The organism is Herbaspirillum sp. BH-1 (assembly GCF_002870055.1).
Taxonomy (GTDB): Bacteria; Pseudomonadota; Gammaproteobacteria; order Burkholderiales; family Burkholderiaceae_D; genus Herbaspirillum; species Herbaspirillum frisingense.
The window spans coordinates 16,024-41,176 of record NZ_PKOI01000029.1 but is presented as its reverse complement, the minus strand read 5'-3'; the positions used below and the strand labels follow the sequence as shown (position 1 = coordinate 41,176).

The 25,153-nt window shown below is 63.4% G+C and carries 24 protein-coding genes and 1 tRNA gene; 16 read left to right on the top strand and 9 right to left on the bottom strand.

Annotated elements, in window-relative coordinates; all coding sequences use genetic code 11:
• Positions 1 to 187 precede the first annotated feature (187 nt).
• Positions 188 to 1,765 (top strand): aminotransferase-like domain-containing protein, encoded by a 1,578-nt coding sequence (locus HBH1_RS23505; protein WP_102664588.1) that lies wholly within the window; start codon positions 188 to 190, stop codon positions 1,763 to 1,765.
• A gap of 217 nt (positions 1,766 to 1,982) precedes the next feature.
• Entirely contained in the window at positions 1,983 to 3,311 is a 1,329-nt protein-coding gene (locus tag HBH1_RS23500; protein ID WP_102664587.1) for a tetratricopeptide repeat protein, read from the top strand.
• Between the two features lie 13 nt (positions 3,312 to 3,324).
• Here HBH1_RS23500 and HBH1_RS23495 read toward each other — a convergent pair whose 3' ends face one another.
• Together HBH1_RS23495 and HBH1_RS23490 are read right to left on the bottom strand one after the other, a co-directional pair.
• Entirely contained in the window at positions 3,325 to 4,248 is a 924-nt protein-coding gene (locus HBH1_RS23495) for a sugar kinase (protein ID WP_102664586.1), read from the bottom strand.
• Positions 4,249 to 4,329: 81 nt separating this feature from the next.
• Positions 4,330 to 5,622, bottom strand: a complete 1,293-nt coding sequence (locus HBH1_RS23490; RefSeq protein WP_102664585.1) for an amino acid deaminase — start codon at positions 5,620 to 5,622, stop codon at positions 4,330 to 4,332.
• Between the two features lie 161 nt (positions 5,623 to 5,783).
• Here HBH1_RS23490 and HBH1_RS23485 point away from each other — a divergent pair, with 161 nt between their 5' ends.
• The 4 genes from HBH1_RS23485 to HBH1_RS23470 all read left to right on the top strand — a co-directional run bounded on the left by HBH1_RS23485 (position 5,784) and on the right by HBH1_RS23470 (position 10,213).
• Entirely contained in the window at positions 5,784 to 6,668 is an 885-nt protein-coding gene (locus tag HBH1_RS23485) for a MurR/RpiR family transcriptional regulator (RefSeq protein ID WP_006712912.1), read from the top strand.
• Position 6,669: 1 nt separating this feature from the next.
• Positions 6,670 to 8,160, top strand: a complete 1,491-nt coding sequence (locus tag HBH1_RS23480) for an N-acyl-D-amino-acid deacylase family protein (protein ID WP_102664584.1) — start codon at positions 6,670 to 6,672, stop codon at positions 8,158 to 8,160.
• A 72-nt stretch (positions 8,161 to 8,232) separates the two neighbouring features.
• On the top strand, positions 8,233 to 8,616 hold the full coding sequence (locus tag HBH1_RS23475) for a RidA family protein (protein WP_006712914.1): 384 nt from the start codon (positions 8,233 to 8,235) through the stop codon (positions 8,614 to 8,616).
• A 244-nt stretch (positions 8,617 to 8,860) separates the two neighbouring features.
• Positions 8,861 to 10,213: a GntP family permease gene (locus tag HBH1_RS23470; protein WP_006712915.1), complete on the top strand. Its 1,353-nt coding sequence runs from the start codon at positions 8,861 to 8,863 to the stop codon at positions 10,211 to 10,213.
• An 80-nt stretch (positions 10,214 to 10,293) separates the two neighbouring features.
• Here HBH1_RS23470 and HBH1_RS23465 read toward each other — a convergent pair whose 3' ends face one another.
• Positions 10,294 to 10,818 carry a hypothetical protein gene (locus tag HBH1_RS23465; RefSeq protein ID WP_102664583.1) on the bottom strand — a complete coding sequence of 175 codons (525 nt, stop codon included), beginning with the start codon at positions 10,816 to 10,818 and terminating at the stop codon, positions 10,294 to 10,296.
• A gap of 214 nt (positions 10,819 to 11,032) precedes the next feature.
• Here HBH1_RS23465 and rpsO point away from each other — a divergent pair, with 214 nt between their 5' ends.
• The 3 genes from rpsO (at position 11,033) to HBH1_RS23450 (ending at position 15,412) form a co-directional block, all read left to right on the top strand.
• Entirely contained in the window at positions 11,033 to 11,302 is a 270-nt protein-coding gene (rpsO, locus tag HBH1_RS23460) for a 30S ribosomal protein S15 (RefSeq protein WP_006712917.1), read from the top strand.
• Positions 11,303 to 11,632: 330 nt separating this feature from the next.
• On the top strand, positions 11,633 to 13,771 hold the full coding sequence (gene pnp / locus HBH1_RS23455) for a polyribonucleotide nucleotidyltransferase (RefSeq protein ID WP_102664582.1): 2,139 nt from the start codon (positions 11,633 to 11,635) through the stop codon (positions 13,769 to 13,771).
• 348 nt (positions 13,772 to 14,119) lie between these two features.
• Positions 14,120 to 15,412 carry an NAD(P)/FAD-dependent oxidoreductase gene (locus tag HBH1_RS23450; RefSeq protein WP_102664581.1) on the top strand — a complete coding sequence of 431 codons (1,293 nt, stop codon included), beginning with the start codon at positions 14,120 to 14,122 and terminating at the stop codon, positions 15,410 to 15,412.
• 84 nt (positions 15,413 to 15,496) lie between these two features.
• On the opposite strand, the gene HBH1_RS23445 is transcribed toward HBH1_RS23450, so the two are convergent.
• The 6 genes from HBH1_RS23445 to pxpB form a co-directional block, all read right to left on the bottom strand.
• Complete coding sequence (locus HBH1_RS23445) at positions 15,497 to 16,501, bottom strand: DUF2891 domain-containing protein (protein WP_102664580.1); 1,005 nt, start codon at positions 16,499 to 16,501, stop codon at positions 15,497 to 15,499.
• A gap of 77 nt (positions 16,502 to 16,578) precedes the next feature.
• A complete protein-coding gene (locus HBH1_RS23440) occupies positions 16,579 to 17,565 on the bottom strand; it encodes a DUF979 domain-containing protein (RefSeq protein WP_102664579.1) in 987 nt (328 codons plus the stop codon).
• Positions 17,562 to 18,290: a DUF969 domain-containing protein gene (locus HBH1_RS23435; protein ID WP_102664578.1), complete on the bottom strand. Its 729-nt coding sequence runs from the start codon at positions 18,288 to 18,290 to the stop codon at positions 17,562 to 17,564. The genes HBH1_RS23440 and HBH1_RS23435 overlap by 4 nt, the downstream gene beginning before the upstream one ends.
• Before the next feature lie 215 nt (positions 18,291 to 18,505).
• A complete protein-coding gene (gene pxpA / locus HBH1_RS23430; protein ID WP_102664577.1) occupies positions 18,506 to 19,246 on the bottom strand; it encodes a 5-oxoprolinase subunit PxpA in 741 nt (246 codons plus the stop codon).
• Between the two features lie 10 nt (positions 19,247 to 19,256).
• The gene (locus HBH1_RS23425) at positions 19,257 to 20,291 is read right to left on the bottom strand and encodes a 5-oxoprolinase subunit C family protein (RefSeq protein WP_102664576.1); all 1,035 of its coding nucleotides are present in this window, start codon (positions 20,289 to 20,291) and stop codon (positions 19,257 to 19,259) included.
• Positions 20,288 to 20,941, bottom strand: coding sequence for a 5-oxoprolinase subunit PxpB (pxpB, locus tag HBH1_RS23420; RefSeq protein ID WP_102664575.1), 654 nt, complete (start codon positions 20,939 to 20,941; stop codon positions 20,288 to 20,290). The genes HBH1_RS23425 and pxpB overlap by 4 nt, the downstream gene beginning before the upstream one ends.
• Positions 20,942 to 21,152: 211 nt before the next feature.
• Between pxpB and HBH1_RS23415 the strand changes: the two genes are divergently transcribed.
• The 7 genes from HBH1_RS23415 to HBH1_RS23385 all read left to right on the top strand — a co-directional run bounded on the left by HBH1_RS23415 (position 21,153) and on the right by HBH1_RS23385 (position 25,147).
• Positions 21,153 to 21,680 (top strand): winged helix DNA-binding protein, encoded by a 528-nt coding sequence (locus HBH1_RS23415; RefSeq protein WP_102664574.1) that lies wholly within the window; start codon positions 21,153 to 21,155, stop codon positions 21,678 to 21,680.
• A 27-nt stretch (positions 21,681 to 21,707) separates the two neighbouring features.
• Entirely contained in the window at positions 21,708 to 22,685 is a 978-nt protein-coding gene (locus tag HBH1_RS23410) for an NAD(P)H-quinone oxidoreductase (protein WP_102664573.1), read from the top strand.
• Positions 22,686 to 22,787: 102 nt separating this feature from the next.
• Complete coding sequence (gene tpiA, locus HBH1_RS23405; protein ID WP_102664572.1) at positions 22,788 to 23,537, top strand: triose-phosphate isomerase; 750 nt, start codon at positions 22,788 to 22,790, stop codon at positions 23,535 to 23,537.
• An 82-nt stretch (positions 23,538 to 23,619) separates the two neighbouring features.
• Complete coding sequence (gene secG, locus HBH1_RS23400; protein WP_102664571.1) at positions 23,620 to 23,994, top strand: preprotein translocase subunit SecG; 375 nt, start codon at positions 23,620 to 23,622, stop codon at positions 23,992 to 23,994.
• Positions 23,995 to 24,103: 109 nt separating this feature from the next.
• Positions 24,104 to 24,188: transfer RNA gene (locus tag HBH1_RS23395), tRNA-Leu, on the top strand.
• Between the two features lie 119 nt (positions 24,189 to 24,307).
• The gene (locus HBH1_RS23390) at positions 24,308 to 24,667 is read left to right on the top strand and encodes an NADH-quinone oxidoreductase subunit A (RefSeq protein ID WP_006712939.1); all 360 of its coding nucleotides are present in this window, start codon (positions 24,308 to 24,310) and stop codon (positions 24,665 to 24,667) included.
• Between the two features lie 3 nt (positions 24,668 to 24,670).
• Positions 24,671 to 25,147 (top strand): NuoB/complex I 20 kDa subunit family protein, encoded by a 477-nt coding sequence (locus HBH1_RS23385; RefSeq protein WP_006712940.1) that lies wholly within the window; start codon positions 24,671 to 24,673, stop codon positions 25,145 to 25,147.
• The last annotated feature ends 6 nt before the right edge of the window (positions 25,148 to 25,153 follow it).

Below are 25,153 nucleotides of genomic sequence, written 5' to 3'. Positions count from 1 at the left end.
GGGGGTAGGCATGGCTTGCTCCGTCGTGGTGGGGATGAGTGCAGTCTAGGGAGTCGCCAGGCAGCGCAACAGGCACAGGAAAATTCGGGCTGCTGCGTAACAGCGGCCGTTTTTTTGCTCTGTTACCGTTGCTTTTCGAATACTCTGTATCTGTTCTGGTTGTTGCCGGAAGAAGATGATGACTGTTATGGATACCAGCCTCCACCTCCCCGATCTCAAGCCCGCGCTACCGCCGGCCATTCCTGAATCTGGTGCTGAATCTGGCGCCGATGTTGGCGCTGATGTTGGCGCTCATGCCGGCGCGCCCACGGTCAGCCCGGAAGGCGCCCGCCAGCCGCTGTACCGGCGCCTGGCGGAGCACTATCAGGGCGCGATCCAGTCCGGCACCCTGGTGGCCGGCGACCGCATGCCCTCGGTGCGCGACCTGATGCGCCAGCACCAGGTGAGCCTGTCCACCGCCTTGCAGACGCTGCGTCATATGGAGGAGGGCGGCTGGCTGGAAGCCCGTCCGCGTTCCGGCTATTTCGTGCGCCAGCCGCGCCGCTCGGCCATCCGCCCGGTGCAGGAGCCCAAGAGCCTGATGGCTATCGATCCCGAGCAGTACGCCGGCATCCATGAAAAGGTGTCGCAATACATCGCCCTGCGCCAGAGCGGTGCGCCGCGCATCGACCTTTCCGGCATGACCTGCGCGCCCGAGCTGTATGCGGTGGAAACCCTGAAGCAGGCCGCCATGCGTGCCCTGCGCGACCGCCCCGAGCTGCTCACCAGCGCCATGCCGCACAACGGCAATGCCACCTTCCGGCAGGCCGTGGCGCGGCGGGCGCTACACCATGGCATGCGCATCGATCACGAAGAAGTGGTGGTCACCCACGGCTGTATCGAAGCGCTCAACCTGGCCCTGCGGGCGGTGGCCGGCCCAGGTGACACCATCGCCGTGGAGTCGCCGACCTATTTCGGCCTGTTGCAGGCCCTGGAAAACCTGGGCATGAAGGCGCTGGAGATCCCGACCAGCCCGCATACCGGCATCTCGGTGGAGGCGCTGGAACTGGCGGTGCGCACCTACGGCAATATCAAGGGCGTGGTGGTGGTGCCCAACCTGCAGAACCCGCTGGGTTGCATCATGCCCGACGAGCACAAGGACAAGCTGGTGCGCCTGTGTGAAGAATTGCGCCTGCCGCTGATCGAAGATGATGCCTACACCGAGTTGGCCGATGGCAACGTGCCGCCGTCCAGTCTCAAGAGCCGTGATCGCAGCGGCAATGTGATCTATTGTGCTTCCCTCAACAAGGTGCTGGCGCCGGGCATGCGCCTGGGCTGGATGAATGGGGGGCGCTGGCATGAGCGGGTCAAGATGCTCAAGTTCACCCATACCCGCGCCAACGAGGAATGGACCCAGGTCACCGCCGCCGACTTCATCGCCAGCCCGGCCTACGACCGCCACCTGCGCCGCCTGCGCCAGTTGCTCAAGGAGCAGCGCGAACGCATGGCCGAATCGATTGCGGCCTATTTCCCCGAGGGCACGCGCCTGAATGTGCCCAATGGCGGCGTCGGCCTGTGGGTGGAGCTGCCGGTGCAGGTGTGCTCGCAGCAGATGTTCGAACGGGCGCTGGCCGAGGGCGTGGGGGTGTCGCCGGGAGCGATCTTTTCCAATTCCAACCGCTATGGGCATTTCCTGCGCATCTGCTGCGGTCATCCTTTTACCCGCGAACTGGACCAGGCGCTGCGCCGCCTGGGCAGCATCGGGCATAGCCTGGCCGGACAGTAGGGCCGTCGGCAAGGTGAAGGTGTCGTCAGGCCGCCCCGGGTGCGGTCCCGGGGCGGCCTTTTTGCATTCCGGGCCGGTGATGAGGCATGGATGGCAGAGAATCAGGCATTGCCCGAAAGGGCGGGCTGCGTCAGACTTGTAAAGAACATGTAAAGACGAAGGCTTGCATTCTCACGCGTGCCGCCTTGATCCGATGTCCTTTCCGGGAGACCAGTCCATGCCTGAACCCCAGCAGCAGACGCAGCACGCCCACCAGAAGCGTTTGCACGCGGCGATCGACGCCCACATGGCCGGGCGCCTGGACGAGGCCCGTGCCGTCTACGAGGCGGTGCTGGAAGAGGATCCCATCGAGCCGGTGGCATTGCACTTCTACGGCATCTGGCTGCATCAGGCCGGGCGCCATGAAGAGGCGCTGGACAAGCTGGAGCTCTCCAGCGCGCTGGAGCCCGACAACGCGGCCTGGCACAACGACCTGGGCAACGTGCTGTTTGCGCTGGGCCAAGTGGAAGACGCCGAGCAGGCCTACGCCGACGCGCTGGCGCTGACGCCGCAAGACCACACCGTCTGGAACAACCTGGGCGCCGCCCTGCTTCAGCAAGAGCGCCGGGAAGACGCCATGGCGGCCTTCGAGCGGGCGCTGGAAATTGCCCCCGAGTTCTTGCCCTCCCTGCTGCACCTGGGCAGCCTGCATGAAGCTGCGGGCGACAAGATGCAGGCCTCGCACTACCAGTGCCGCGCCTACGTGCTGCCGCCGATGGAGGGCAAGTCCTGGGAGATGGTGGGGATTTCCTTCTATTTCCTCGGCCGTCTGGAGGAGGCCGCGCAAGCCTATCGCGCCTGGCTGCAAGAGCAACCGGACAACCCGATCGCAGCCCACATGCTGGCCGCCTGCTCACAGGACGAGGTGCCCGCCCGTGCCTCGGACCGCTACATCGAATCGCACTTCGACCGCTACGCCGAGACCTTCGAGACCAACCTGCTGCAAAGCCTGGCCTATCGTGGCCCCAGCCTGATCGCCCAGGGCCTGGCGCGGCTGCTGGCGCCGTCACGCCAGTTCGCCACCGTCGACATCGGCTGCGGTACGGGTCTGTGCGCGGCCCAGGTGGCGCCGTTCTCGCATCGCATCATCGGCGTCGACCTGGCCGGCAAGATGCTGGAAAAGGCCGCCAGCACCGGGCTCTACGCCCATCTGGAGAAGGCCGAGATCGGCGACTACCTGGCGCGGCATCCGCAATCCTGCGACCTTGTCACCGCCGCCGACACGATGATCTACTTCGGCGACCTGGATCAGGTCTTCGGCGCGGTCGCCGGTGCCTTGCGCAGTGGCGGCTATTTCGCCTTCACGGTCGAGGCGCTGACGGCCCAGGACCCCGCCGAGGCCGGTTATTGCCTGCATGCCAGCGGTCGCTATCGCCACGGGCGCGATTACGTACAGCAGGTACTGCAGGCGCACGGCATGGAGGTGCTGCACGACAGCGACGAGATCCTGCGCGAGGAAGTGCGACAGCCGGTGGCGGGCATGCTGCTGGTGGCCCGCCGCCGCTGATCGGATCGGGTATTCAGGCCGCCGCGTGCAGTGCGGCTTCGACCTGCTTGCGGGTGGGGATGGGTTCCACCGCGCCATAACCGGTGGTGGACAGAGCTGCGGCCACGTTGGCGTAGCGCGCCGCCGCGAAGGGATCGCTGCCACGCATCAGCTCGGCCATGAAGGCGCCACCGAAGCAGTCACCGGCGCCGGTGGCATCCAGCGCCTGTACCGGATAGGGCGCCACCATCCGCCGCTCCTGGGGTGTGGCCACGTAGCAGCCTTCCTTGCCCAGCTTGAAGGCCACCAGTTGCACGCCATAGCCCAGCAGGCGATCCACGATGGCATCGCGGTCTTCCAGTCCGGTCAGCATGGACACATCTTCCCAGCTCGGCAGGCAGATATCGCACAGGCCGAAGGCCTGTTCCATCTTTTCACGGGCGCGCTCCAGCGACCACAGACGCAGGCGCAGATTGGTATCCAGCGAGGTCGGCACGCCGGCGGCACGGGCCTGGGCCATAGCGGCCAGGCCTGCTTCGCAGGCGCTTTCACTGATGGCCAGGCTGATCCCCGACAGGTGCAGGGCAGCCGCGCCGGCGATGCTCTCCAGCGGCAGGTCGGCCGTCTGATACTGGCTGGCCGCCGAGCCGGCGCGGCGGTAGTGGAACTGATGGCCGCTGTCGTCATGGGTGACGAAGTAGATGCCGGTGCTGGCACCCGGGCGCACGGCCACATGCTGCACGTCGACCTGCTCGCGCTGCCACAGGGCCAGCAGGTCCTGTCCGAAATGATCATCGCCGACGGCGCTGACATAGGCCGAGGCCGCTCCCTGGCGGGCGGCGGCGATGGCGAAGTTGGAGGTGTCGCCACCATATCCCTGCAGGAAATTGCGCGGCGACGCGATGCTCTGGTTGAATTCCACCATGGCTTCGCCATAGGCGAGGATCTGCTTGCTCATGTTGTGCTGAAACGAAGACGAAGTACGCAGGAACGAAAATGAATAAGAACCGGGAAGAAAACCCGGATGAACCGGGTGGCCTCAGAAGAAGGTCTGCACGATGTCGGTGACATCGAAGCGGGCATCCACCACCACCAGATGACGCCACTTGTCGAAGGTCAGGCAGGGGTGGGAGATGTCGAAGGCGATCATGTCGCCGACCTTGATGTCGTCGCCTGCGGCGATCTTCAGGTAGGCGTGTTGGTCCATCATGCCGGTCACTTCCCAGTGCGCTGGCGTGGCCTGCGGCTGGGTGTCATGGCCCGGACGGAAGCGCGTCACCGGCGCCGGCAGGCCGGCATCGAAGGCGGCGTCCCGCTTGCCCAGGGCGATGATGGCCTTGTCGCTTTCCGGGATGGATTGCACGTAGGCCCATAGCTGCAGCGCCGGCTGCAACTGGCTGCGCATGCTGTGCGCCACCGGATTGCGCACCTGGATCTGCGCCTGCGCGGCGCGGTAGATGCCCACATCGTGGGTCAGGTAGCAGCCCGGGCGCAGCACCACGTCCAGGGCCGCGCCGATATCGGCCTGGCCGAACTCTTCGGCCACCACGTCGTACCAGGCCGAACCGGCCCCGGTCAGCACCGCCGGACCGTGCGCCAGGCGGCGCGCCAGCTTGCCCTGCGCGGCCAGTTCGCCGATACAGGCCACGGCGCGCTGCAGGAAGCGGCGGATATCGACCTCTTCCTTGAGCACGCCTTCATACACTTCCACCCCGGCCAGGGCGAGGCTGTCCCAGCGTTCGATCTCGGCCAGCACGGCAGCCTGCTGGTCGGCATCGCGCACGCCGGTGCGACCGCCGGCCGGGCCCAGTTCCAGCAGGACGTTCAGGGTTTGCTTGCGTTCGGCGAAGAAGCGGCCGAGCTGCTCCACCAGATCGGCCGAATCGACCAGGCAGAAGAATTCGAATGAGGGGTCGGCCAGCAGCTCCGAAATGATGGCCATGTTGCGCTTGCCCACCAGCTGGTTGGCCATGATCACGCGGCGCACCCCGTGGTGATAGGCCGCCAGGGTCTGGTGCGCAGTGGCCAGGGTGATGCCCCAGGCGCCGGTGTCGAGCTGGCGCGCAAACAGCTTGGGCGCCATGGTGGTCTTGCCGTGCGGGGCCAGCTTGACCTGGTATTGGCCGACAAATTCCTGCATCCACTTCAGGTTGTGGGCGATCTTTTCTTCATACAACACCGCGGCCGGCAGGCTGATGTCCTCGTTGAGCAGGTTCCAGCGCACGCTGCCGGCCTGCTGCGGCGGCAGCGGCTGGGGCAGGGCGCCCAGACCCTTGTTGAGCGGGTCGACGATGCCTGGCTGGTAGGGTCCGTGGTAGTTTGTATCATTCATCGCATTAATTCCTGTGAAATTAGGATTGACGTAATAATAGCCTTGAATTTACTATGTTTATGCCGTGTTAGTAAATAACATAAATTATTTTCGCGGCTCTTTTTGGTGCATCCGGCGTGCGCTTTTTTGGGGCTTGCCGCCGGCCTGAACATTCCACTCCCATGGCGCAGACATTGGACATCATTTCCCGCATCAGCGAGCGTAGCAGCACCTTGCGACTGGCCGAACAGAAGGTGGCCGAGGCCATCCTGGGCGACCTCTCGGCCGCCGCCAGCGCCAGCATCGGTGAACTGGCCGAGAAGGCCGGGGTGTCGGTGGCCAGCGTGACGCGCTTTGCCAAGGCCATGGGTTGCCGCGACGTGCGTGAATTCAAGTTCCTGCTGGCACAGGCGGTGGCAGTGGGGCAGCGTTTCTTCGATGGCGCCAAGACCCTGCCGTCGGAACAGCCGCCGGAACTGGCCGACGTGGTCTATCGCGACATCCATGCGGTGCTGGAGCTGAACCGCGCCATGCTCAACCCCGACATGCTGATGCAAGCCGCGCACCTGCTGCAGGGCGCGCGCATGATCTACTGCTTCGGCATGGGCGGCGGCTCGACCATGATGTCCGACGAGGCGCGCTATCGCCTGGTGCGCCTGGGGCGACCGGTGGCGACCTACCACGACGCAGTGCTGCAGAAGATGGTGGCCGCCACCCTGGACAAGGAAGACGTGTTGCTGGTCTTCTCCACCACCGGCAGCGTGCCGGAACTGCTGGCCAGCTGCGAGGTGGCGCGGGAATATGGCGTCAAGCTGATCGCCATCACTGCCCTCGGTTCGCCACTGGCCAGGCTGGCCGATGTGCTCTTGCCCATCAAGACGCTGGAGACCGACCTGATTTTCAAACCGTCCTCGTCGCGCTACGCCATGATGGCGACGCTGGACATGCTGGTGCTGGAGCTGGCCCTGCTGCACAAGGAAAGCAGCCAGGAACGGCTGCGCCGCCTCAAGTACGTGCTCGACGCACATCGCGGCGGGGGCGACCTGCACCAGCCGCTGGGAGACTGACATGATATCCACCACCCATACCGAGGACGGGGAGCGTCGTTGCGACACCCTGTTCCGTCACGCCCTGGTGATCGACGGTTCCGGCGCCGAGCCCCAGGTGCTCGACGTGGCCGTCCACAAGGGCCGCATTGCCGCCATCGGCCAGCTCGACCACTGGCATGCCGCGCAGGAGATCGATGCCACCGGCCGCGTGCTTTCGCCCGGCTTCATCGACGTGCATACGCATGACGACACCAACGTCATCCGCACCCCGGAGATGTTCCCCAAGCTGTCGCAGGGCGTGACCACGGTCGTGGTCGGCAATTGCGGCATCAGCGCCGCGCCGGTGACGCTCAAGGCCGATCCGCCGGACCCGATGAACCTGCTGGGAAAATCCGAGGCCTTCCACTATCCGACCTTTGCCAGCTATGTCGAGGCCGTCAATGCCGCGCAACCGTCCATCAACGTGGCCGCGCTGGTCGGCCACACGGCCCTGCGCAACAACCATATGGACCGTCTGGACCGCGCTGCCACGCAGAGCGAAATCGACGGCATGCGCGCCCAGTTGCGCGAGGCGCTGGAGCACGGCGCGCTGGGCCTCTCTACGGGTCTGGCCTACGGCAATGCCATCAATGCGCCCACCGAGGAGGTGCTGTCCCTGGCCGAACCGCTGGCCGAATTCGGTGGCATGTATGCCACCCACCTGCGCAGCGAGTTCGCCGACATCCTCGATGCCATGGACGAGGCCTTCCGCATTGGCAAGCACGCCCGCGTGCCGGTGGTGATCTCGCACCTGAAATGTGCCGGCGTGGAAAACTGGGGCCGCAGCAGCGAAGTGCTGCAGGCGCTGGAGGCGGCGGCGCGGCACCAGCACGTGGGCTGCGACTGCTATCCCTATACCGCCAGCTCGTCCACGCTGGATCTGAAGCAGGTGACGGCCGACTACTACATCCAGGTCACCTGGTCCGAGCCGCATCCGGAGCAGGGCGGCAAGATGTTGAAGCAGATCGCCGCCGAGTGGGGTGTGGACCTGCATGCGGCGGCCGGGCGCCTGATGCCGGCCGGCGCGGTCTATCACTGCATGTCCGATGACGATGTCAATCGCATCCTCTCGCATCCGGCCACCGTGGTCGGTTCCGACGGTCTGCCCAACGATCCGCTACCGCACCCGCGCCTGTGGGGAGCCTTCCCGCGCGTGCTGGGCTATTACAGCCGCGAACAGAAGCTGTTCTCGCTGGCCACCGCCGTGCACAAGATGACCGGCCTGTCGGCGCAACGCTTCGGGCTGGACCTGCGCGGCTTCGTGCGGGTTGGCTATCACGCCGACCTGGTGCTGTTCGATGCGGACACCATCCGTGATGCGGCCAGCTTTACCGATCCGATGCAGCCGGCACATGGCATCGAGGGCGTCTGGGTCAACGGCCAGCTGGCCTATCGCGGCCAGGACAAGCAGGCCACCGCTGCACGCTCCGGTCGCTTCCTGGCGCGCAAATTGCAGAAGGAAGCCGCCTGAATACGGTGAAGCCGGGCTTAGGTTTTTTTCGGTTTTTCAAGTTTCAATGTGAATCAAAGTGAAGGAGCAGCAATGAGTATTCAACGATTTGGCGTGGAAGGCGGCAGCGGTACCGGTGGTCAGCATCTGCCATTCGCACGCGCAGTGGCCGCTGACGGCTGGTTGTACGTGTCGGGTCAGGTGGCCATGGAAAACGGCGAAGTCATCGATGGCGGCATCGTGGCGCAATCGCACAAGGCCATCCAGAACGTGCTGGCGATCCTGAAGGAAGCCGGCTACGGACCGGAACACGTGGTGCGCTGTGGCGTCTGGCTGGATGACGCGCGCGACTTCCAGTCCTTCAACAAGGTCTTCAAGGAATACTTCGGCGCCAATCCCCCGGCCCGCGCTTGCGTGGTGTCGAGCATGGTGGTGGATTGCAAGGTCGAGGTCGATTGCGTGGCCTTCAAGCGCTGATGGCCTGGCGGGCTGGCATCGGAGGGGTCGTCAAGTATCCCGATGCAGCCTGCTGATGACACAGGTGCAGCGAATGACCTGGGTCGTATAAATAATCCAAATAATCTAAATCATATAAATCATTTAAGTGATTTGGATGATTTTAAGGTTTCAAGAGTTCTGTTCGATTTGGCAGTTCATGTTTGCCGGCAGGGGTGTGGTATCGCCGGTGGGTGTCTTTTTACCTTCTGAAGAGGAGCAACAGATGGAGGCTGTACAAGGGAGTGCGCTACTGGTCTATGCACTGGTAGCGGTGATTGCACTGATCGTGCTGATCGCCAAATTCAAGATGAATCCGTTCATCGTGCTGATCGTGGTCTCGCTGCTGCTGGGCCTGTCCGTGGGCATGCCGATGGGTAACATCGTCAAGGCCTTCGAAACCGGCGTGGGCAACGCGCTGGGTCACATCGCACTGGTGGTGGGGCTGGGTACCATGCTGGGCAAGATGATGGCCGAGTCCGGTGGCGCCGAGCGCATCGCCAACACCATGATCAAGGCCTTCGGTGAAAAGAACGTGCACTGGGCCATGATGACGGTGGCCTTCATCGTCGGTCTGCCGGTATTCTTCGAAGTCGGTTTCGTGCTGCTGGTGCCGATCGCCTTCAACGTCGCCAAGCGTACCGGTACCAACATGGTGCTGGTGGGTATCCCCATGGTCGCCGGCCTGTCAGTGGTGCACGGTCTGATTCCACCGCACCCGGCCGCGCTGCTGGCGGTGACCGCCTATAGCGCCGATATCGGTCGCACCATCCTGTTTGCGCTGATCGTGGGTATTCCCACGGCCATCATCGCCGGCCCGATCTTCGGCAAGCTGATCTCCAAGGTGGTGATTCCCGATCCGGACAATCCGCTGATCTCGCAATTCGTCGATGACAGCAAGAAGGACCGTGAACTGCCGGGCTTCGGCATCACACTCTTCACCATCCTGCTGCCGGTGGCACTGATGCTCATCGGTAGCTGGGCTGACCTGTTCTTCGCGCCCAAGACCTTCGCCAATGACTTCCTGCGCCTGATCGGCAATTCGGTCATCGCGCTCCTGATCGCCACCCTGGTGAGCTTCTGGACCTTCGGTCGCGCCCGTGGTTTCGGCGCCGACCAGATCCTGAAATTCAGCAACGAATGTCTGGCCCCGATCGCCAGCATCACGCTGGTGGTGGGTGCGGGTGCCGGCTTCGGTCGCATCCTGATGGATGGCGGCGTCTCCAAGGCCATCGTCGGTATCGCCACCGATGCGCATCTGTCGCCGCTGATCCTGGGCTGGTTCGTCGCAGCACTGATCCGCGTGGCCACCGGTTCGGCCACGGTCGCCATGACCACCGCCTGCGGCATCGTCGCGCCCATCGTCTCCACCGTCGGTGGCGTGCGTCCGGAGCTGATGGTGCTGGCCACCGGTGCCGGTTCGCTGATCCTGTCGCACGTCAATGACGGCGGTTTCTGGCTGGTCAAGGAATACTTCAACATGACCGTGCCGCAGACCTTCAAGACCTGGACCGTGATGGAAACGCTGGTCTCGGTGCTGGCCCTGCTGTTCACGCTGGCGCTGGCCACCGTGGTCTGAGTCTGACCGATCGTCCTCGTGACAAGGCCGCCCGCTGCAGTGCAGAGCGGGCGGCCTTTTTCATGGCGGCAGCGGGTGGGTCAGAAGCGCGAGCGGGTGTCGTCGAAGCGCGGATCGGGGCCGTTCTCGACCTTTTCCACGATGCCCTGGTCGGTGAAGTAGACAGTCATCTGCGAATTCCATACGCCGCTTTCCTTGAAACCGTAGTTCCAGGCCTCGAAGGGGATGCGGGCATAGCGTGTCACTTCGGTGGGGCGGCCGACCCGACGCAGCACGTCAAGCTTGGTATCCTGCTTGGGGCGGATGGCGCGGAAGTTTTCGATCGTCCAGACTTGCTGGTAGGAAACCAGGCGATGATCAGGGCCGACGCGGGCCATGTACTGATACTGGCCGAAGGCGCCGGCAGCGTATTCGAAGAGGCGACTGTCGCCATCCGGATACACATTGCTGGGCGCGCCCAGGCGGGCGACTACCTGTTCTTCGCTCTCGCCGGGCGTCACGGGCGGCTGGAACAGCGAGGCACAGCCGCTCAGTGCGGCGCTGGCCAGCAGGGCTGCGGCCAGCAGCGGGCGGCCGCGGCGCAGGAGGGGGGAGAGTTGCTTCATGGTCAATTTCCTCTTGTTGTCATTCCGGTATCGCATCTTCGCCCGGGGATGGATGGGGCGTTCAGGTGTGATCCTGTCTGCGAATGTTGGTTGGAATGGCTTTTTGCTATATAATTTCGCGTCCGGCCGAGTTGGCCGGATTCTCATTTTTTGTTCACGGTATGCAGGGCACATCATTTGACGCTCCGCACACCGCTTGTGAAAGGTAAAAGCAATGTCCATCGAAAAAGCAGCCAAGGCTGCCATTATCTCCGAAAACGCCCGCGGCACGAACGACACCGGTTCTCCGGAAGTGCAAGTCGCGCTGCTGACCGCACGCATCAACGACCTGAACGGCCACTTCAAGGCCCACGTCAAGGATCACCACTCCCGTCGTGGCCTGATCAAGATGGTCAACCGTCGCAAGAGCCTGCTGTCCTACCTGAAGAACAAGGACGCCGACCGTTACCGCGCCCTGATCGAGAAACTCGGTCTGCGTAAGTAATTTGACTTCGCGTCTGGGTCTCCGGGCTCTGCCCCGGGACCACAATGAAATGCCTGCGTCACTCGTTGACGCGGGCATTTTGTTTTTTGCGATTCCGCAAGCTCAGGCGTAGGCCGGGGCGCAACGGAGCGCAACTCCCTCCGGGCAGGAATAGATCATTGTTTCATCGCGGCAGGCTGTTTGTCTGATCAATGCCGCGTTCGTCGTGAGTGACCGGTTTCGCCGGACACTGTGGTGAGGTGAACGACAGCGCCTGAAAATCTGTCGGCAAAAGGAAGTCGCGCACCGCGGACACAGTCGGGGCAGGCTCCATAAAAGAAAGGAAATACCGTGTTCAATAAAGTAAGCAAGACCTTCCAGTACGGTCAGCATCAAGTCACCCTGGAAACCGGCGAAATCGCCCGCCAGGCCTCCGGCGCCGTCGTGGTCTCGGTGGAAGACACCGTGATCCTGGCTACCGTGGTGGCCCGCAAGGAAGCCAAGCCCGGCCAGGATTTCTTCCCCCTGACGGTCGACTACATCGAGAAGACCTATGCTGCCGGTCGTATCCCCGGCGGTTTCTTCAAGCGTGAAGGCAAGCCCTCCGAAAAGGAAACCCTGACCTCGCGCCTGATCGATCGTCCGATCCGCCCGCTGTTCCCGGAAGGCTACCTCAACGAAGTCCAGGTCATCATCCACGTGCTGTCGGTGAACCCTGAAATCGATCCGGACATTCCCGCCATGATCGGTGCCTCGGCTGCCCTGTCGCTGGCCGGCATCCCCTTCAACGGCCCGGTGGGCGCCGCCCGCGTGGCCTACATCGACGGCCAGTACGTCCTGAACCCGACCCAGACCCAGCTGAAGTCCTCGCAACTGGATCTGGTGGTGGCCGGTACCGAAACCGCCGTGCTGATGGTGGAATCGGAAGCCGACCAGCTGTCCGAAGAAGTGATGCTGGGCGCGGTCGTGTTCGGTCACGACCAGTCCAAGGCCGTCATCGAAGCCATCCACGCGCTGGTGCGCGACGGTGGCAAGCCGGAAGTCCAGTGGACCGCCCCGGCCAAGAACGAAGCCCTGATTGCCCGCGTGTCGCAACTGGCCGAAGGCCCGCTGCGCGAAGCCTATCAGACCAAGGACAAGCAAGCCCGTACCGAGAAGCTGAAGGCCGTCTCGGCCCAGGTCAACGAAGCCCTGGTCGCTGAAGCCGCTGCCAACAACGGCGTGGCTGCTGACGCTGCCGAAGTCGGTTCCATCCTGTTCGACCTGGAAGCCAAGATCGTGCGTTCGCAGATCCTGGAAGGCGAGCCGCGTATCGACGGTCGCGACACCCGCACCGTGCGTCCGATCTCGATCCGTACCGGCGTACTGCCGCGTACCCACGGTTCGGCCCTGTTCACCCGTGGCGAAACCCAGGCCCTGGTCATCGCGACCCTGGGTACCGCCCGTGACGAGCAGAAGATCGACGGCCTCTTGGGCGAATACACCGACCGCTTCATGCTCCACTACAACATGCCTCCGTTCGCCACCGGCGAAACCGGTCGCGTGGGTACCCCGAAGCGTCGTGAAATCGGCCACGGCCGCCTGGCCAAGCGCGCGCTGATCGCCGCACTGCCGGCAGCTGACGAGTTCAGCTACTCGGTGCGCCTGGTCTCGGAAATCACCGAGTCCAATGGCTCCTCCTCGATGGCATCGGTCTGCGGCGGCTGCCTGGCACTGATGGACGCCGGCGTGCCGATGAAGTCGCACGTGGCCGGTATCGCCATGGGCCTGATCAAGGAAGGCAACAAGTTTGCCGTGCTGACCGACATCCTGGGCGATGAAGATCACCTGGGCGACATGGACTTCAAGGTGGCCGGTACTGCCAATGGCATCACCGCACTGCAGATGGACATCAAGATCCAGGGCATCACCAAGGAAATCATGCAGGTCGCGCTGGAGCAGGCCAAGGAAGGCCGCCACCACATCCTGGACAAGATGCAGGAAGCCGTCCCGGCCGGTCGTGCCGAGCTGTCCGACTTCGCACCGCGCCTGATCACTATCAAGATCAATCCGGAAAAGATCCGTGACGTGATCGGCAAGGGCGGCGCCGTGATCCGCGCGCTGACCGAAGAAACCGGCACCCAGATCGACATCAGCGACGAAGGTGTGGTCACCATCGCCTCCGTGGATGCATCGGCTGGCCAGGAAGCCAAGCGCCGTATCGAAGAACTGACCGCTTCCGTGGAAGTGGGCAAGGTCTACGAAGGTACCGTCCTGAAGCTGCTGGACTTCGGCGCCATCGTCCAGGTCCTGCCGGGCAAGGATGGTCTGCTGCACATCAGCCAGATCGCCAACGAGCGCGTCAATGCCGTGGCCGACTACCTGAAGGAAGGCCAGCAAGTGCGCGTGAAGGTCCTGGAGACCGACGACCGCGGTCGCCTGAAGCTGTCGATGAAGGCTGCCCAGGCTGAAGAGGGTAGCGAAGCAGCTGCTCCGCAAGACCCGCAGTAAGTCCAGGCTGCGCCGGCGCTGACAAGGCTGCCGGCGGGTCACCGACAGAGAAATCCCCCATGTCGCAAGGCGTGGGGGATTTTTCTTTGGGCGCATGCGCTTGCGTGCTTGCCGGCCGGGACAATCTGTCCCAGTGATTTCGAACCAAAAGTATGAGAACCTGTCCTTCTGCAATGAGGGACATCAAGCTTGCTGCAATGTCCCCGGGTGTCACGGCCGCAAGGGGAGCCGCGTGCCCGTCTGCAGGTGCATCCGAATAGAGAGTAGGGGACATCTGTAGTGCCTGATCCGGCGTGAGCCGGTGGGTACATACAGGCAGAACAACACATTACTTTTGAAAGGAAGGCGATGCCCCATGTCATCATCATCGGTTGTGGATTCGGCGGCCTGGCTGCCGCGCGCGAGCTGGCCAGTGCCGACCTGCGCATCACCATGATCGATCGCAGCAACCACCACCTGTTCCAGCCGCTGCTGTACCAGGTGGCGACGGCCGGCTTGTCGGCGCCGGCCATCAGCGCGCCGATCCGCGCCATCCTGGCGCACCAGAGCAATCTGACCACCCTGATGGCCGCAGTCACCGGCATCGATACCGCCGGCAAGAGCGTCACGCTGGAAGACGGCAGCGTGCTGTCCTATGACCATCTGATCGTCGCGGCCGGCTCCACCCACAGCTATTTCGGACATGATGAGTGGAGCGCGCTGGCGCCGGGTCTGAAGACGCTGGAAGACGCCTTCGAGATCCGCAAGCGCATCCTGATGGCCTTCGAGCGGGCCGAGCGCGAAACCGATGCACGGCGCCGCCAGGAGTGGCTGACCTTTACCGTCATCGGCGGTGGTGCCACCGGCGTGGAAATGGCCGGGACGCTGGTGGAAATCGCCCGGCATACCTTGTCTGGCGAATTCCGCAATATCGATCCGCATTCGGCGCGTGTGGTGCTGGTGGAAGGCTCGGAGCGGGTACTCGGGGCCTATCCACCGGACCTGTCGGAAAAGGCGCGCGAGCAGTTGCAAAAGCTGGGCGTGGATGTGCGTACCGGCTGTCGCGTGGTGCATATCGACGAGACCTGCGTGCGCTATGCCAATTTCGACGGCGAGCAGAGCCTGGCCACGCGCACCGTGATCTGGTCGGCGGGTGTCGCGGCTTCGCCGCTGGGCAAGCAACTCGGGGTCGAGGTGGATCGTGCCGGTCGCGTTCCGGTGTCGCCGGAGCTCAATATCGCCGGACATGAGGATGTGTATGTGATCGGTGACCTGGCGGCCGCGCAGTCCGATGGCAAGCCGGTGCCGGGCGTATCGCCGGCGGCCAAGCAGATGGGGCGGGTGGCGGCGCGCAATATCAGGCAGCGCATCGCGGGACAGAAGCCCGAGACCTTCGTCTATCAAGACTACGGTTCGCTGGCCACCATCGGTCGCAAGGCCGCCATCGCCATGGTCGGCAAGCTGAAGTTCTCGGGCTACCCGGCCTGGTTGTTCTGGCTGTTCGTGCACGTGTACTTCCTGATCGGCTTCCGCAACCGCATCATGGTGATGGCGGATTGGGCCTGGGCCTACTTCACCTTCAAGCGCAGTGCGCGGGTGATCTCGGCGACCATGCCCACGCAGGCCGAAGCGCCCTCATTGCGCAAGGAAGTGGCCGAGTAGTTTTCGCCGCCTCGCAGACACAACGCCCGCGTTTCCATGGCTGGAAGCGCGGGCGTTGTGCTATGTGGAGGTAGGATGTCGGCCTCAGTCTTCCAGCGCCAGCATGGCGAAGCTGGCCAGCCAGTGGCCGCCGCTGTAGTGGCTGCCGACCACCTGATCGATGGAGGCGCCGATGTGACGCTGTACGGAGCTCTCCATGGCAGGGCGTGCCGCGTGGGTGGCGGGCAGGTGTCGCAGCACGGTCTTCATGCACCAGGCGCGGGACAGGTTCAGACCATCCAGGTGGGCGATCTTGGGATCGGTGGGGTCCGAGACATGCGCCGGCTGCATGATCTGCGAGACCTCGGCCACGCGCGGCAGGTAGCGGTCGAACCAGGCGGGGAAGTCCGCTGTGGGAAGCGCCTTGCTCATCAGGAGCGCTTCGGTCAGCGCGCCGGAAATGTACTCGTCACCGCCCGGTTCATAGTGAGCGGGATAGTCGGTGTCCTTGCTGAAATACCGCAGGGCACTGTCTACGATGACCGTTTCCAGTTCGCTGTCCTGCACGTGGCGCGCATAGTCCAGCGAAAGCGCCAGTGCGAAGGCGGTGTTGTAGTGGGTACCCACGCGGATGGGATAGCTGAGCTTGGAGAGATAGTCCAGCAGGCGGCTGCGGATTTCCATGGTCAGCGGTGTCATGGCGCTGCGCCAGGCAGCGGCGCGGGGCAGGGCCGACTGTGCCAGTTCCTGGTCCAGCGCCAGGATCCAGCCGAAGCCATAGGGGCGTTCGAAGGGGCCGCGACCGCCGACGCGGAAGTAATCGGTCTCGCGTTCCATCAGTTCCCGTGTGAAGTGCTCATCGAAGATGTCTTCGATGTCGCTGCGTGCCGGCAGGGCCGGGAAACGTTGCACGCAGCGCAGCAGCAGCCAGAAGCCATGGACCGCCGAGTGCCAGTCGTAGCAGCCGTAGAACACCGGATGCATGGCGCGCGGCGAGAGCACGTCGGCTGCGCCATGGAGCACATGCATGATGTGGTTGGGATATTCCTGGCGCAGATAGGCCAATGGCATGCGGGCGAAGGCATCGGCCCGTTCGAGGGTGAGTTGCATGGGGACTCCTTGAGGCTAGGGGAGGCGACGCCGCCAGCGCCGATGGGTGCATGGCGGCGTCTTGCCCATCGCTGGGATCAGCGGAAGGTGAGGAAGTACATCAGGAACACGTTGACCGTCAGCAGTGTCAGGGCGGTCGGAATCTGTACCTTGATGACCTGGTACTTGTTCTTCAGTTCCAGCAGTGCTGCCGGCACGATGTTGTAGTTGGCGGCCATGGGGGTCATCAAGGTCCCGCAGTAGCCGGAGTACATGCCGATGGCCACCAGCGGTGCCGGGTCGGCATGATGGCCGACGATCAGGAAGGGCAGGGCGATGCCCGCGCTCATCACCGGGAAGGCGGCAAAGGCGTTCCCCATCACCATGGTGAACAGTGCCATGCCCACGCAATAGATCACCACCACCAGAAAGCGGTTGTCCGGATTGACGAACAGGCTCACCACCTGCTGTACCGAGGTGCCGGTCTTGGCGGCCACGAAGACGCCTCCCAGCATGGCCAGCATCAGCGGCAGAATGGCGGCCCAGCCGATCGAGTCCACCAGCCGGCGCGACTGGCGTACCGCCTGCAGCGGCGTGCCACGGGTCAGCACGCAACCGGCAATGAGGGCGCAGATACAGGCTACGCAGAGTGCGGCCAGGGTCAGTTGCTTCTGGTCCAGCAGCATCACGCCGCCAACCGATACGCCCTTGAGCAGCACGGTACAGGCCACCGTGATCACCGGGATCAGCACGGCCGGGAAGAACAGCCAGTTGCCCAGACGCTTGGCCGAGCTCACGCGTTCTTCGTAGCTCGAAGTGGCGTAGCTGCCCATGGAGAGCATGCCGGTGCCGGCGATGAGCGAGATGATGATGACGGTGGCGCCGATGATGCGGTGAGCCAGGGATTTGCCCAGGTTCTCCACCAGCAGGTCGCCGAACAGGAAGACGGCGCCGAACAGGAACCAGAATAGCGCCGTGCTGAGGCGCTTGGGGTTGCCCTTGTCGCGCAGGGTCATCACCACCAGCATCATGACGATGATGCCGATGAGGTAGTAGATGCGGTTGATGGAAATGAGCGTGTTCATGCGGCCACCTTGGCGGAGTCGGTTTGGCCGGCTTTCCAGGCATCCACGTCGCGGCGGATGGAGGCGTCCAGGCGGGTCAGGCGGAACATGTGGATCACCAGCGCCGAGAGAGCGGTGGGGATGGCCCACAGGCCGATGTGCAGCGGTTCGATGTTGGTGATGCCGTTTTCCTTGAGGAAGGCATCCATCAGCAGGACGGCGCCGAAGGCGATAAAGATGTCTTCGCCGAAGAACACGGCGATGTTGTCGCAGGCGGCAGCGTGCGCCTTGATCTTGTCGCGGATGGCTTGCGGCAGGTCTTCGCCATAGGCATTGACGGCGGCACCCTCGGCCATCGGCGCCAGCAGCGGACGCACGGTCTGTGCCTGGCCGCCGAGATAGATCAGACCCAGCGCGGCAGTTCCTTCACGCAGCAAAAAATAGAGCATCAGGATGCGCGCGGAAGTGGCGCTGGCAATGCCCGAAATCCAGGCTTGTGCACGTTCCTTCAGACCGTAGTGTTCGAGCAGCCCGATAATGGGCAGGATCAGCAGGAAGGTCGCCAGGGAACGGCTGTTGACGAACTTCTCGCCGAAGGTTTCCAGCAGCATGCCGAAATCCATGCCGACCGAGAGTCCGGTGGTCAGCCCCGCGACCGTGACCACCAGCAGCGGGTTGAAACGTAGTGCAAATCCGGCCACGACGATCGGTATCCCGATCAGCGGCAATAGTGTCGTGCTCTCCATGAAGACTCCTGGTTGTGAATGAGTTGAACCAGTCGCTGCAAGGGCCATGCCAGCCCGACCGCTGCCTGCCCTGCTGATCTGCGCTGATGGGCGCAGGCGTGGCGTGGCCGCGGTCTCATGGTCTCCCTGCTTCGACATTTTTAATTGTTATGGGGTACTGCAATTTGTCCGGAGGACCGGGCAATTCCTGAGGCGCGCTAGCGCCGATGAGCTATTCAGGCCGCGGCACGCACGGCGATGCGTTCTTCATGCAGGCGGGCGCGGATCTGGCGCGCAAAATCCAGTGCATGCGGACCGTCACCGTGCAGGCAGACGGTCTGGGCGTTCACGCTGACGAGGTTGCCGTCGATGGCCGTGACCTGCTTCTGCTTGACCAGCATGAGGGTCTGGGCGATGGCATCCTGATCGTTCTCGATCATGGCGCCCGGCTTGCTGCGCGCCACCAGACTGCCGTCGGCCTCATAGGCGCGATCGGCGAAGACTTCTTCCACTGCATCGAGGTCGGCATGGCGCGCGGCGGCGATCAGTTCGCTGCCGGCCAGGCCAACCAGGCTCAGTTCGGGATTGAAGGTGCGGATGGCGGCGCAGATGGCGTTGGCCAGTACGGCGTCCTTGGCGGCCTGGTTGTAGAGCGCGCCATGCGGCTTGACGTGGCGCAGGCGGCCGCCTTCGGCGCGCACGATGGCGTCCAGCGCACCGAGTTGGTAGAGCATGCCGCTGACGATGTCTTCGGGGGGCAGGTGCATGGTGCTGCGGCCGAAGTTCTCTCGATCGGGGAAGCTGGGGTGGGCGCCGATGGCGACGTGGTTCTGGATCGCCCAGCGCACGCAGCGGCGCATGGTGGCGGCGTCACCGGCATGCCAGCCGCAGGCAATGTTGGCCGAGCTGACCAGGGTCAGCAGCTCTTCATCGGTGTCGCAGCCTTCGCCGAGATCGGCATTCAGGTCGATGTGCATGGCGTAATCCTCATTTCTTGTAGAGCGTGGCGCGCGACCAGTCCAGCGCCGCCACGGTATCGCGGATGGTATCGAGATAGCGCTGCTGTTGCTCGGCCGCGAGCAGGGCTTGCTCCAGGGGGCAGGGCTCAAGCCGCAGGGTGGCATTGAGCGGTGCTTGTGCCAGCTTCCACAGGTCCGCGCCGATGACCACGCCGATCTTGGGATAGCCCCCGGTGGTCTGGGCATCACCCATCAGGATGATGGGCTGGCCCGAAGGGGGGACCTGGATCACGCCCGGTACCACGCCATGGGAGAGCATGTCGCGGGCGTGCTTGCGCTTGAGTTCTTCACCTTCCAGCCGGTAGCCCATGCGGTTGCTGCTGGGCGTGATGCGCCAGGGCGTGGACCAGAAGGCTTCGCGTGCGGCCTTGGTGAATTCCTCGATCTCGGGGCCGGGCAAGACGCGCAGCGTGATATGCCCGCCGCGCTGATGCGCTGGCAGGTCGCTGCGGCTCCAGTCGGGGGCGCGGACACCGAAGGCCGGGCCGCTGACTGCGCGCAGGGCGGCCTGGTCGTCGCCGACGGCGAGTTTGTCGCCACGCTTGAGGGCGCGTCCCTGATGCCCGCCGAAGCCGGCTTTCAGGTCGGTGCTGCGTGAATCCAGGACCACGGGCACATCGATGCCACCGGCCACGGCCAGGTAGCTGCGCATGCTGTGGCGCGCCGGGTGCTGCGGCAGGTCGGATGCCACCGGGGCCAGGCGCAGCACGCTGCCGGCGCTGACCGGCAGGCTCCAATAGGCCGATATCGGTTTGCCGTCGAGCGTGGCACCGATATCGTCGCCACCCAGTGCAATGCGGGTGGCGCGACCGAAGCGCAGTTCGCAGAGGCCCATGGTGATCTCGATGCCGGCGGCGCCGGGCGCATTGCCGACCAGCAGGTTGGCGCTGGCCAGGGCCAGTGCGTTGAGGGCGCCACCGGGATGGATGCCCTGGCTGCGATGGCCGGGCCGTCCGAGGTCTTGTACCGAGGCGAGCATGCCGGGTTGGAGGATCTCGATCATGCGTCGATCCTTTCCACGGTGAAGCGCACATGGTCGCCCGGACGCAGCAGCGTCGGCGGTTCCTGGGCCGGGTCGAACAGGTGCAGGGCGGTCTGGCCGATCACCTGCCAGCCGCCGGGCGAGGGCATCGGGTAGATGCCGGTCTGCTCGCCGCCGATGCCCACCGAACCGGCAGGAATGGTCATGCGCGGGGTGGTGTGGCGTGGCGTGGCCAGTTCCGGGGCCAGGCCACCCATGTAGGCAAAGCCCGGCATGAAGCCGAGGAAATAGACCACGTAGTCACCTGCGCTATGGCGGGCGATGACCTCCTCCCTGGACAGGCCGGTGTGGCGCGCCACGTTCTCCAGGTCCGGCCCGGCATCGCCGCCATAGACCACCGGGATCTCGACCACGCGACCCTGGTAGCGGCTGGCATGCAGGCCAGGCCAGGCTTGCGTGATGCGCTCGCGCAAGGTGTCCAGGTCACGCACCGGGCGGTGCAGGAACAGGGTCAGGTTGTTCATGCCGGGGACCACTTCGCTGACTTCGTCCCATTGGGCGGCCAGCTGGGCCAGGTTCCAGATGCGCTGCTGCTGGGGCAGGCTCGCAGGCGCGGGCAGGCTGCAGAGCAGCGCGCTGTCGCCTAGCGGATGAATCTTCGGGGGCTGCATGTTCTTGTTGTTGCTCGGTATGGATGAAGCGATCGGCCCATGGTGGCGTCGGCGCGTGAATCGGTGGCAGTTCTTGTCGGCTTGCAAATAAAAAGGGACTGCCTGGATGTCGATATTACCTTCCGCGCAAAATACAGACAATGTGTCGATAAATTATTTATTTTGCTTTGCGATATAGTGTTGCCATTTTGTCGTGACTGAACTTGCCCTGATGAACCAGCCCAACCCACCTTCCACCTCACCCCAGATCGTCTCTTCCCAGCATCTGGTTTCCGAGCGCAGTGCCGAGATGTCCGAGCTGGAATACGGACTGATCATGGCGGGCAACGCCTTCAACCGCTGGATGGTGCGCTGCATGTCGGCCGCCGGCGCCAAGGACATGACGGCCATTGAAGTCTCCCTGCTGCACCATGTGAACCACCGCGAGCGCAAGAAGAAGCTGGCCGACATCTGCTTCGTGTTGAACGTCGAAGATACCCACGTGGTCACCTATGCATTGAAGAAGCTGGTGAAGGCCGGTCTGGTGCAGAGCGAGAAGGCCGGCAAGGAACTGCTGTTTTCCACCACGCCCGAGGGGCAGGCTCTGTGCATGCGCTACCGTGAGGTGCGCGAGCGCTGCCTCATCGAGACCCAGGCCGAAAGCGGCGTCTCCAATCACGACATCGGTCAGGCGGCCCAGCTGTTGCGCAATGCCTCCGGGCTTTATGACACGGCTGCGCGCGCCGCGGCGTCGCTCTGAACCCACTATCGATCAAGGACAGGACCCATGCGAGCAATCGAAATCAAGGAATTTGGCGGCCCCGAGGTATTGCAGCCCTGCGAGCGCCCGGTGCCGGAGTTGAAGCCCGGTGAAGTGTTGATCAAGGTGCATGCCGCCGGCGTGAACCGTCCGGACGTGTTCCAGCGTACCGGCAACTATCCGGTATCGCCGGGCGCCTCTGACCTGCCTGGCCTGGAAGTGGCCGGCGAGATCGTGGCCGGTGAGCTGGGCGACAGCGGCTTCAGGCTGGGCGACCTGGTCTGCGCGCTGGTGCAGGGTGGTGGCTATGCCGAATACTGTGCGGCCCCGCTGGCGCAGTGCCTGCCGGTGCCGAAGGGCTTGAGCGCCCTGGAGGCGGCCGCGCTGCCGGAAAACTACTTCACGGTCTGGAGCAATGTCTTCGACCGGGGCCAACTGTCAGGCGAGGAAACCCTGCTGGTGCAGGGCGGTTCGTCCGGGATCGGTGTCACGGCCATTCAGATCGCCCGGGCCCTTGGGCATCGCGTGTTCGCCACCGCCGGCAGTGCCGACAAGTGCCGGGCCTGCGAAGAGCTTGGTGCGGAGCGCGCCATCAACTACAAGACCGAGGATTTCGAGGCCGTGGTCAAGGAATTGACCGGCGGGCGTGGGGTGGATGTCATCCTGGACATGGTCGGTGGGGATTACCTGCCACGCGAGATCAAGGCGCTGGCCGACGATGGTCGGCTGGTCTTCATCGCCCAGCTGGGTGGCACCAAGGGGCAGCTCGACATGGGGCAGGTGATGCGTCGCCGCCTGACCATCACCGGTTCGACCTTGCGCCCGCGCCCGGTGGCGTTCAAGGCCGCCATTGCGGCCAATCTGCGTCAGCACGTCTGGCCGCTGATCGAAGCCGGCAAGATCAAGCCGGTGATCCACCAGCGCTTCCCGCTGGAACAGGCGGCCCAGGCGCACGCGATGATGGAATCGAGTGCCCACATCGGCAAGATCATGCTGGAACTGTAGGCGCGCAGGTGAAGCTCGGGCGGTCCGGTTTGACCGCCTTTACAGCAACCGGCTACAATACGAGGTTATCCAAATTGACACCCATCTCGTAGAACACAGCCTATGCGTCGCAAACTTGTAGCCGGTAACTGGAAAATGAACGGCAGCCTGGCTGCCAATGCGGCCCTGGTGGCCGGCATCAAGGAAGGCCTGCCGGCCGCTGTCTGCGACGTCGCGGTATGTGTTCCGGCACCTTATCTGGCACAGGTGCAGGGCGCCGTCGCCGGTTCGGCCGTGGCGCTGGGTGCGCAGGACATGTCGGCCCACGCCTCCGGTGCCTATACCGGTGAGGTGTCGGCATCGATGCTGCTGGAATTCGGTGTGCAATACGTCATCCTCGGTCACTCCGAGCGTCGCGCCTATCATGGTGAATCCGACGCGGCGGTGGCGGCCAAGACGGTGGCGGCGCTGAACGCCGGCCTGGTACCGGTGGTCTGCGTGGGGGAGACGCTGGAGCAGCGCGAAGCCGGCCAGACCAATGAAATCGTGGGCGGTCAGCTCGATGTGGTGCTGACGGCCTTGAGTGTTGAGGATGCGGCGCGCATCGTGGTGGCTTACGAGCCTGTCTGGGCCATCGGCACCGGCAAGACGGCAACGCCGGAAATGGCGCAGGAAGTCCATGCGATGTTGCGTGCACGCCTGGGTGCCAAGAGTGCCGAGGCAGCCGCCAAGGTGCGCATCCTGTACGGTGGCAGCATGAAGCCGGACAACGCGCAGCAATTGCTGGCCATGGTCGATATCGATGGTGGTCTCATCGGCGGCGCGGCACTGAAGGCAACGGATTTTCTGGCCATCGTCAACGCGGCGGCCTGAAGGGTAGAGTAAGGGGTTTGTCAGTTGTGGAAGGGATACTTCTGCAGCGGGCAATTGAAACATCAAGAGTGGACTTGTTTAAATGAATACTTTGTTTTTGGTTGTGGTTGTAGTTCAGGTGCTGGCGGCGCTGGCGATCATCGGTCTGGTGCTGTTGCAGCACGGTAAAGGCGCCGACATGGGTGCAGCCTTTGGCTCCGGCGCGTCCGGCAGCCTGTTTGGTGCTACCGGGTCGTCGAACTTCCTGTCCAAGTCGACCGCCGTGGCAGCCGGCATCTTCTTCGTCGCGACCCTGGGTCTGACTTTCATCGGCAATCATCACGTGGCGCAAAGCGGCGGCGTGATGGATAATCTGCAGGCGCCGGCCGCTCCTGCCCAACAAGCTGCGCCGGCCGCTCCTGCTGCTCCGGCTGATGCCGCCAAGCCGGCTGACCAGTTGAATCAGATTCCGAAATAAGCCTTTGCGTATTCTGGAATAATCCCGGAATAAACATAGAAGAATCTTTCTTTTTAGCTGATTGTGCATTGAACAAGAGTAACAAATGAAGGTACAATAGCAGTCTCAGGCCGACGTGGTGAAATTGGTAGACACGCTATCTTGAGGGGGTAGTGGCGAAAGCTGTACGAGTTCGAGTCTCGTCGTCGGCACCATAGAAATGAAATGAAAAGCCAGCGAAGGTCCTAGTGCCTGAGCTGGCTTTTTGTCGAGGAAGTTTCTGATTGATATTGAGAATCATTCCCATCGATAAACCAACGCATAGCGGCCAATCGTGAACCTCGAAAATTACTTCCCAGTCCTCCTGTTTATTCTTGTCGGCATCGGTGTCGGTGTCGCTCCCCAGCTCCTCGGTCGTCTTCTCGGTCCGCACAAGCCGGACGCTCAAAAAACTTCTCCTTACGAATGCGGTTTCGAAGCATTCGAAGATGCGCGCATGAAGTTCGATGTGCGCTACTACCTGATCGCCATCCTGTTCATCCTGTTTGATCTGGAAACCGCCTTCTTCTTCCCTTGGGGCGTGTCCATGCGTGAGCTGGGCTGGCAAGGTTTCGTCACGATGATGGTCTTCATCGCTGAATTTGTTGTCGGATTTTGGTACATCTGGAAAAAGGGTGCCCTGGATTGGGAGTAAGCCATGTCTATTGAAGGCGTATTGAATGAGGGGTTTGTTACCACCTCGCTGGATAAGGTAATCAACTGGACCCGTACCGGATCCCTGTGGCCCATGACCTTCGGTCTGGCCTGCTGCGCGGTTGAAATGATGCACGTCGGTGCTTCGCGTTACGACCTGGACCGCTTCGGTGCGGTGTTCCGTCCGTCGCCGCGCCAGTCCGACCTGATGATCGTGGCCGGCACCCTGTGCAACAAGATGGCGCCGGCACTGCGCAAGGTCTATGACCAGATGCCGGAACCGCGCTGGGTCATTTCCATGGGCTCCTGTGCCAATGGTGGTGGCTACTATCACTACTCCTACTCGGTGGTGCGCGGTTGCGATCGCATCGTGCCGGTGGACGTGTACGTTCCGGGTTGCCCGCCGACGGCTGAGGCGCTGCTGTATGGCGTGATCCAGCTGCAGAACAAGATCAAGCGCACCAACACCATCGCGCGCTAAGAGGGC

What these genes read in the sequence shown, in the direction of transcription:
- HBH1_RS23505 (WP_102664588.1), top strand. Translation starts at nt 188, where the DNA reads ATGGATACCAGCCTCCACCTCCCCGATCTCAAGCCCGCGCTACCGCCG.
- HBH1_RS23500 (WP_102664587.1), top strand. Translation starts at nt 1,983, where the DNA reads ATGCCTGAACCCCAGCAGCAGACGCAGCACGCCCACCAGAAGCGTTTG.
- HBH1_RS23495 (WP_102664586.1), bottom strand. Translation starts at nt 4,248, where the DNA reads ATGAGCAAGCAGATCCTCGCCTATGGCGAAGCCATGGTGGAATTCAAC.
- HBH1_RS23490 (WP_102664585.1), bottom strand. Translation starts at nt 5,622, where the DNA reads ATGAATGATACAAACTACCACGGACCCTACCAGCCAGGCATCGTCGAC.
- HBH1_RS23485 (WP_006712912.1), top strand. Translation starts at nt 5,784, where the DNA reads ATGGCGCAGACATTGGACATCATTTCCCGCATCAGCGAGCGTAGCAGC.
- HBH1_RS23480 (WP_102664584.1), top strand. Translation starts at nt 6,670, where the DNA reads ATGATATCCACCACCCATACCGAGGACGGGGAGCGTCGTTGCGACACC.
- HBH1_RS23475 (WP_006712914.1), top strand. Translation starts at nt 8,233, where the DNA reads ATGAGTATTCAACGATTTGGCGTGGAAGGCGGCAGCGGTACCGGTGGT.
- HBH1_RS23470 (WP_006712915.1), top strand. Translation starts at nt 8,861, where the DNA reads ATGGAGGCTGTACAAGGGAGTGCGCTACTGGTCTATGCACTGGTAGCG.
- HBH1_RS23465 (WP_102664583.1), bottom strand. Translation starts at nt 10,818, where the DNA reads ATGAAGCAACTCTCCCCCCTCCTGCGCCGCGGCCGCCCGCTGCTGGCC.
- rpsO (WP_006712917.1), top strand. Translation starts at nt 11,033, where the DNA reads ATGTCCATCGAAAAAGCAGCCAAGGCTGCCATTATCTCCGAAAACGCC.
- HBH1_RS23450 (WP_102664581.1), top strand. Translation starts at nt 14,120, where the DNA reads ATGCCCCATGTCATCATCATCGGTTGTGGATTCGGCGGCCTGGCTGCC.
- HBH1_RS23445 (WP_102664580.1), bottom strand. Translation starts at nt 16,501, where the DNA reads ATGCAACTCACCCTCGAACGGGCCGATGCCTTCGCCCGCATGCCATTG.
- HBH1_RS23440 (WP_102664579.1), bottom strand. Translation starts at nt 17,565, where the DNA reads ATGAACACGCTCATTTCCATCAACCGCATCTACTACCTCATCGGCATC.
- HBH1_RS23435 (WP_102664578.1), bottom strand. Translation starts at nt 18,290, where the DNA reads ATGGAGAGCACGACACTATTGCCGCTGATCGGGATACCGATCGTCGTG.
- pxpA (WP_102664577.1), bottom strand. Translation starts at nt 19,246, where the DNA reads ATGCACATCGACCTGAATGCCGATCTCGGCGAAGGCTGCGACACCGAT.
- HBH1_RS23425 (WP_102664576.1), bottom strand. Translation starts at nt 20,291, where the DNA reads ATGATCGAGATCCTCCAACCCGGCATGCTCGCCTCGGTACAAGACCTC.
- pxpB (WP_102664575.1), bottom strand. Translation starts at nt 20,941, where the DNA reads ATGCAGCCCCCGAAGATTCATCCGCTAGGCGACAGCGCGCTGCTCTGC.
- HBH1_RS23415 (WP_102664574.1), top strand. Translation starts at nt 21,153, where the DNA reads ATGAACCAGCCCAACCCACCTTCCACCTCACCCCAGATCGTCTCTTCC.
- HBH1_RS23410 (WP_102664573.1), top strand. Translation starts at nt 21,708, where the DNA reads ATGCGAGCAATCGAAATCAAGGAATTTGGCGGCCCCGAGGTATTGCAG.
- tpiA (WP_102664572.1), top strand. Translation starts at nt 22,788, where the DNA reads ATGCGTCGCAAACTTGTAGCCGGTAACTGGAAAATGAACGGCAGCCTG.
- secG (WP_102664571.1), top strand. Translation starts at nt 23,620, where the DNA reads ATGAATACTTTGTTTTTGGTTGTGGTTGTAGTTCAGGTGCTGGCGGCG.
- HBH1_RS23385 (WP_006712940.1), top strand. Translation starts at nt 24,671, where the DNA reads ATGTCTATTGAAGGCGTATTGAATGAGGGGTTTGTTACCACCTCGCTG.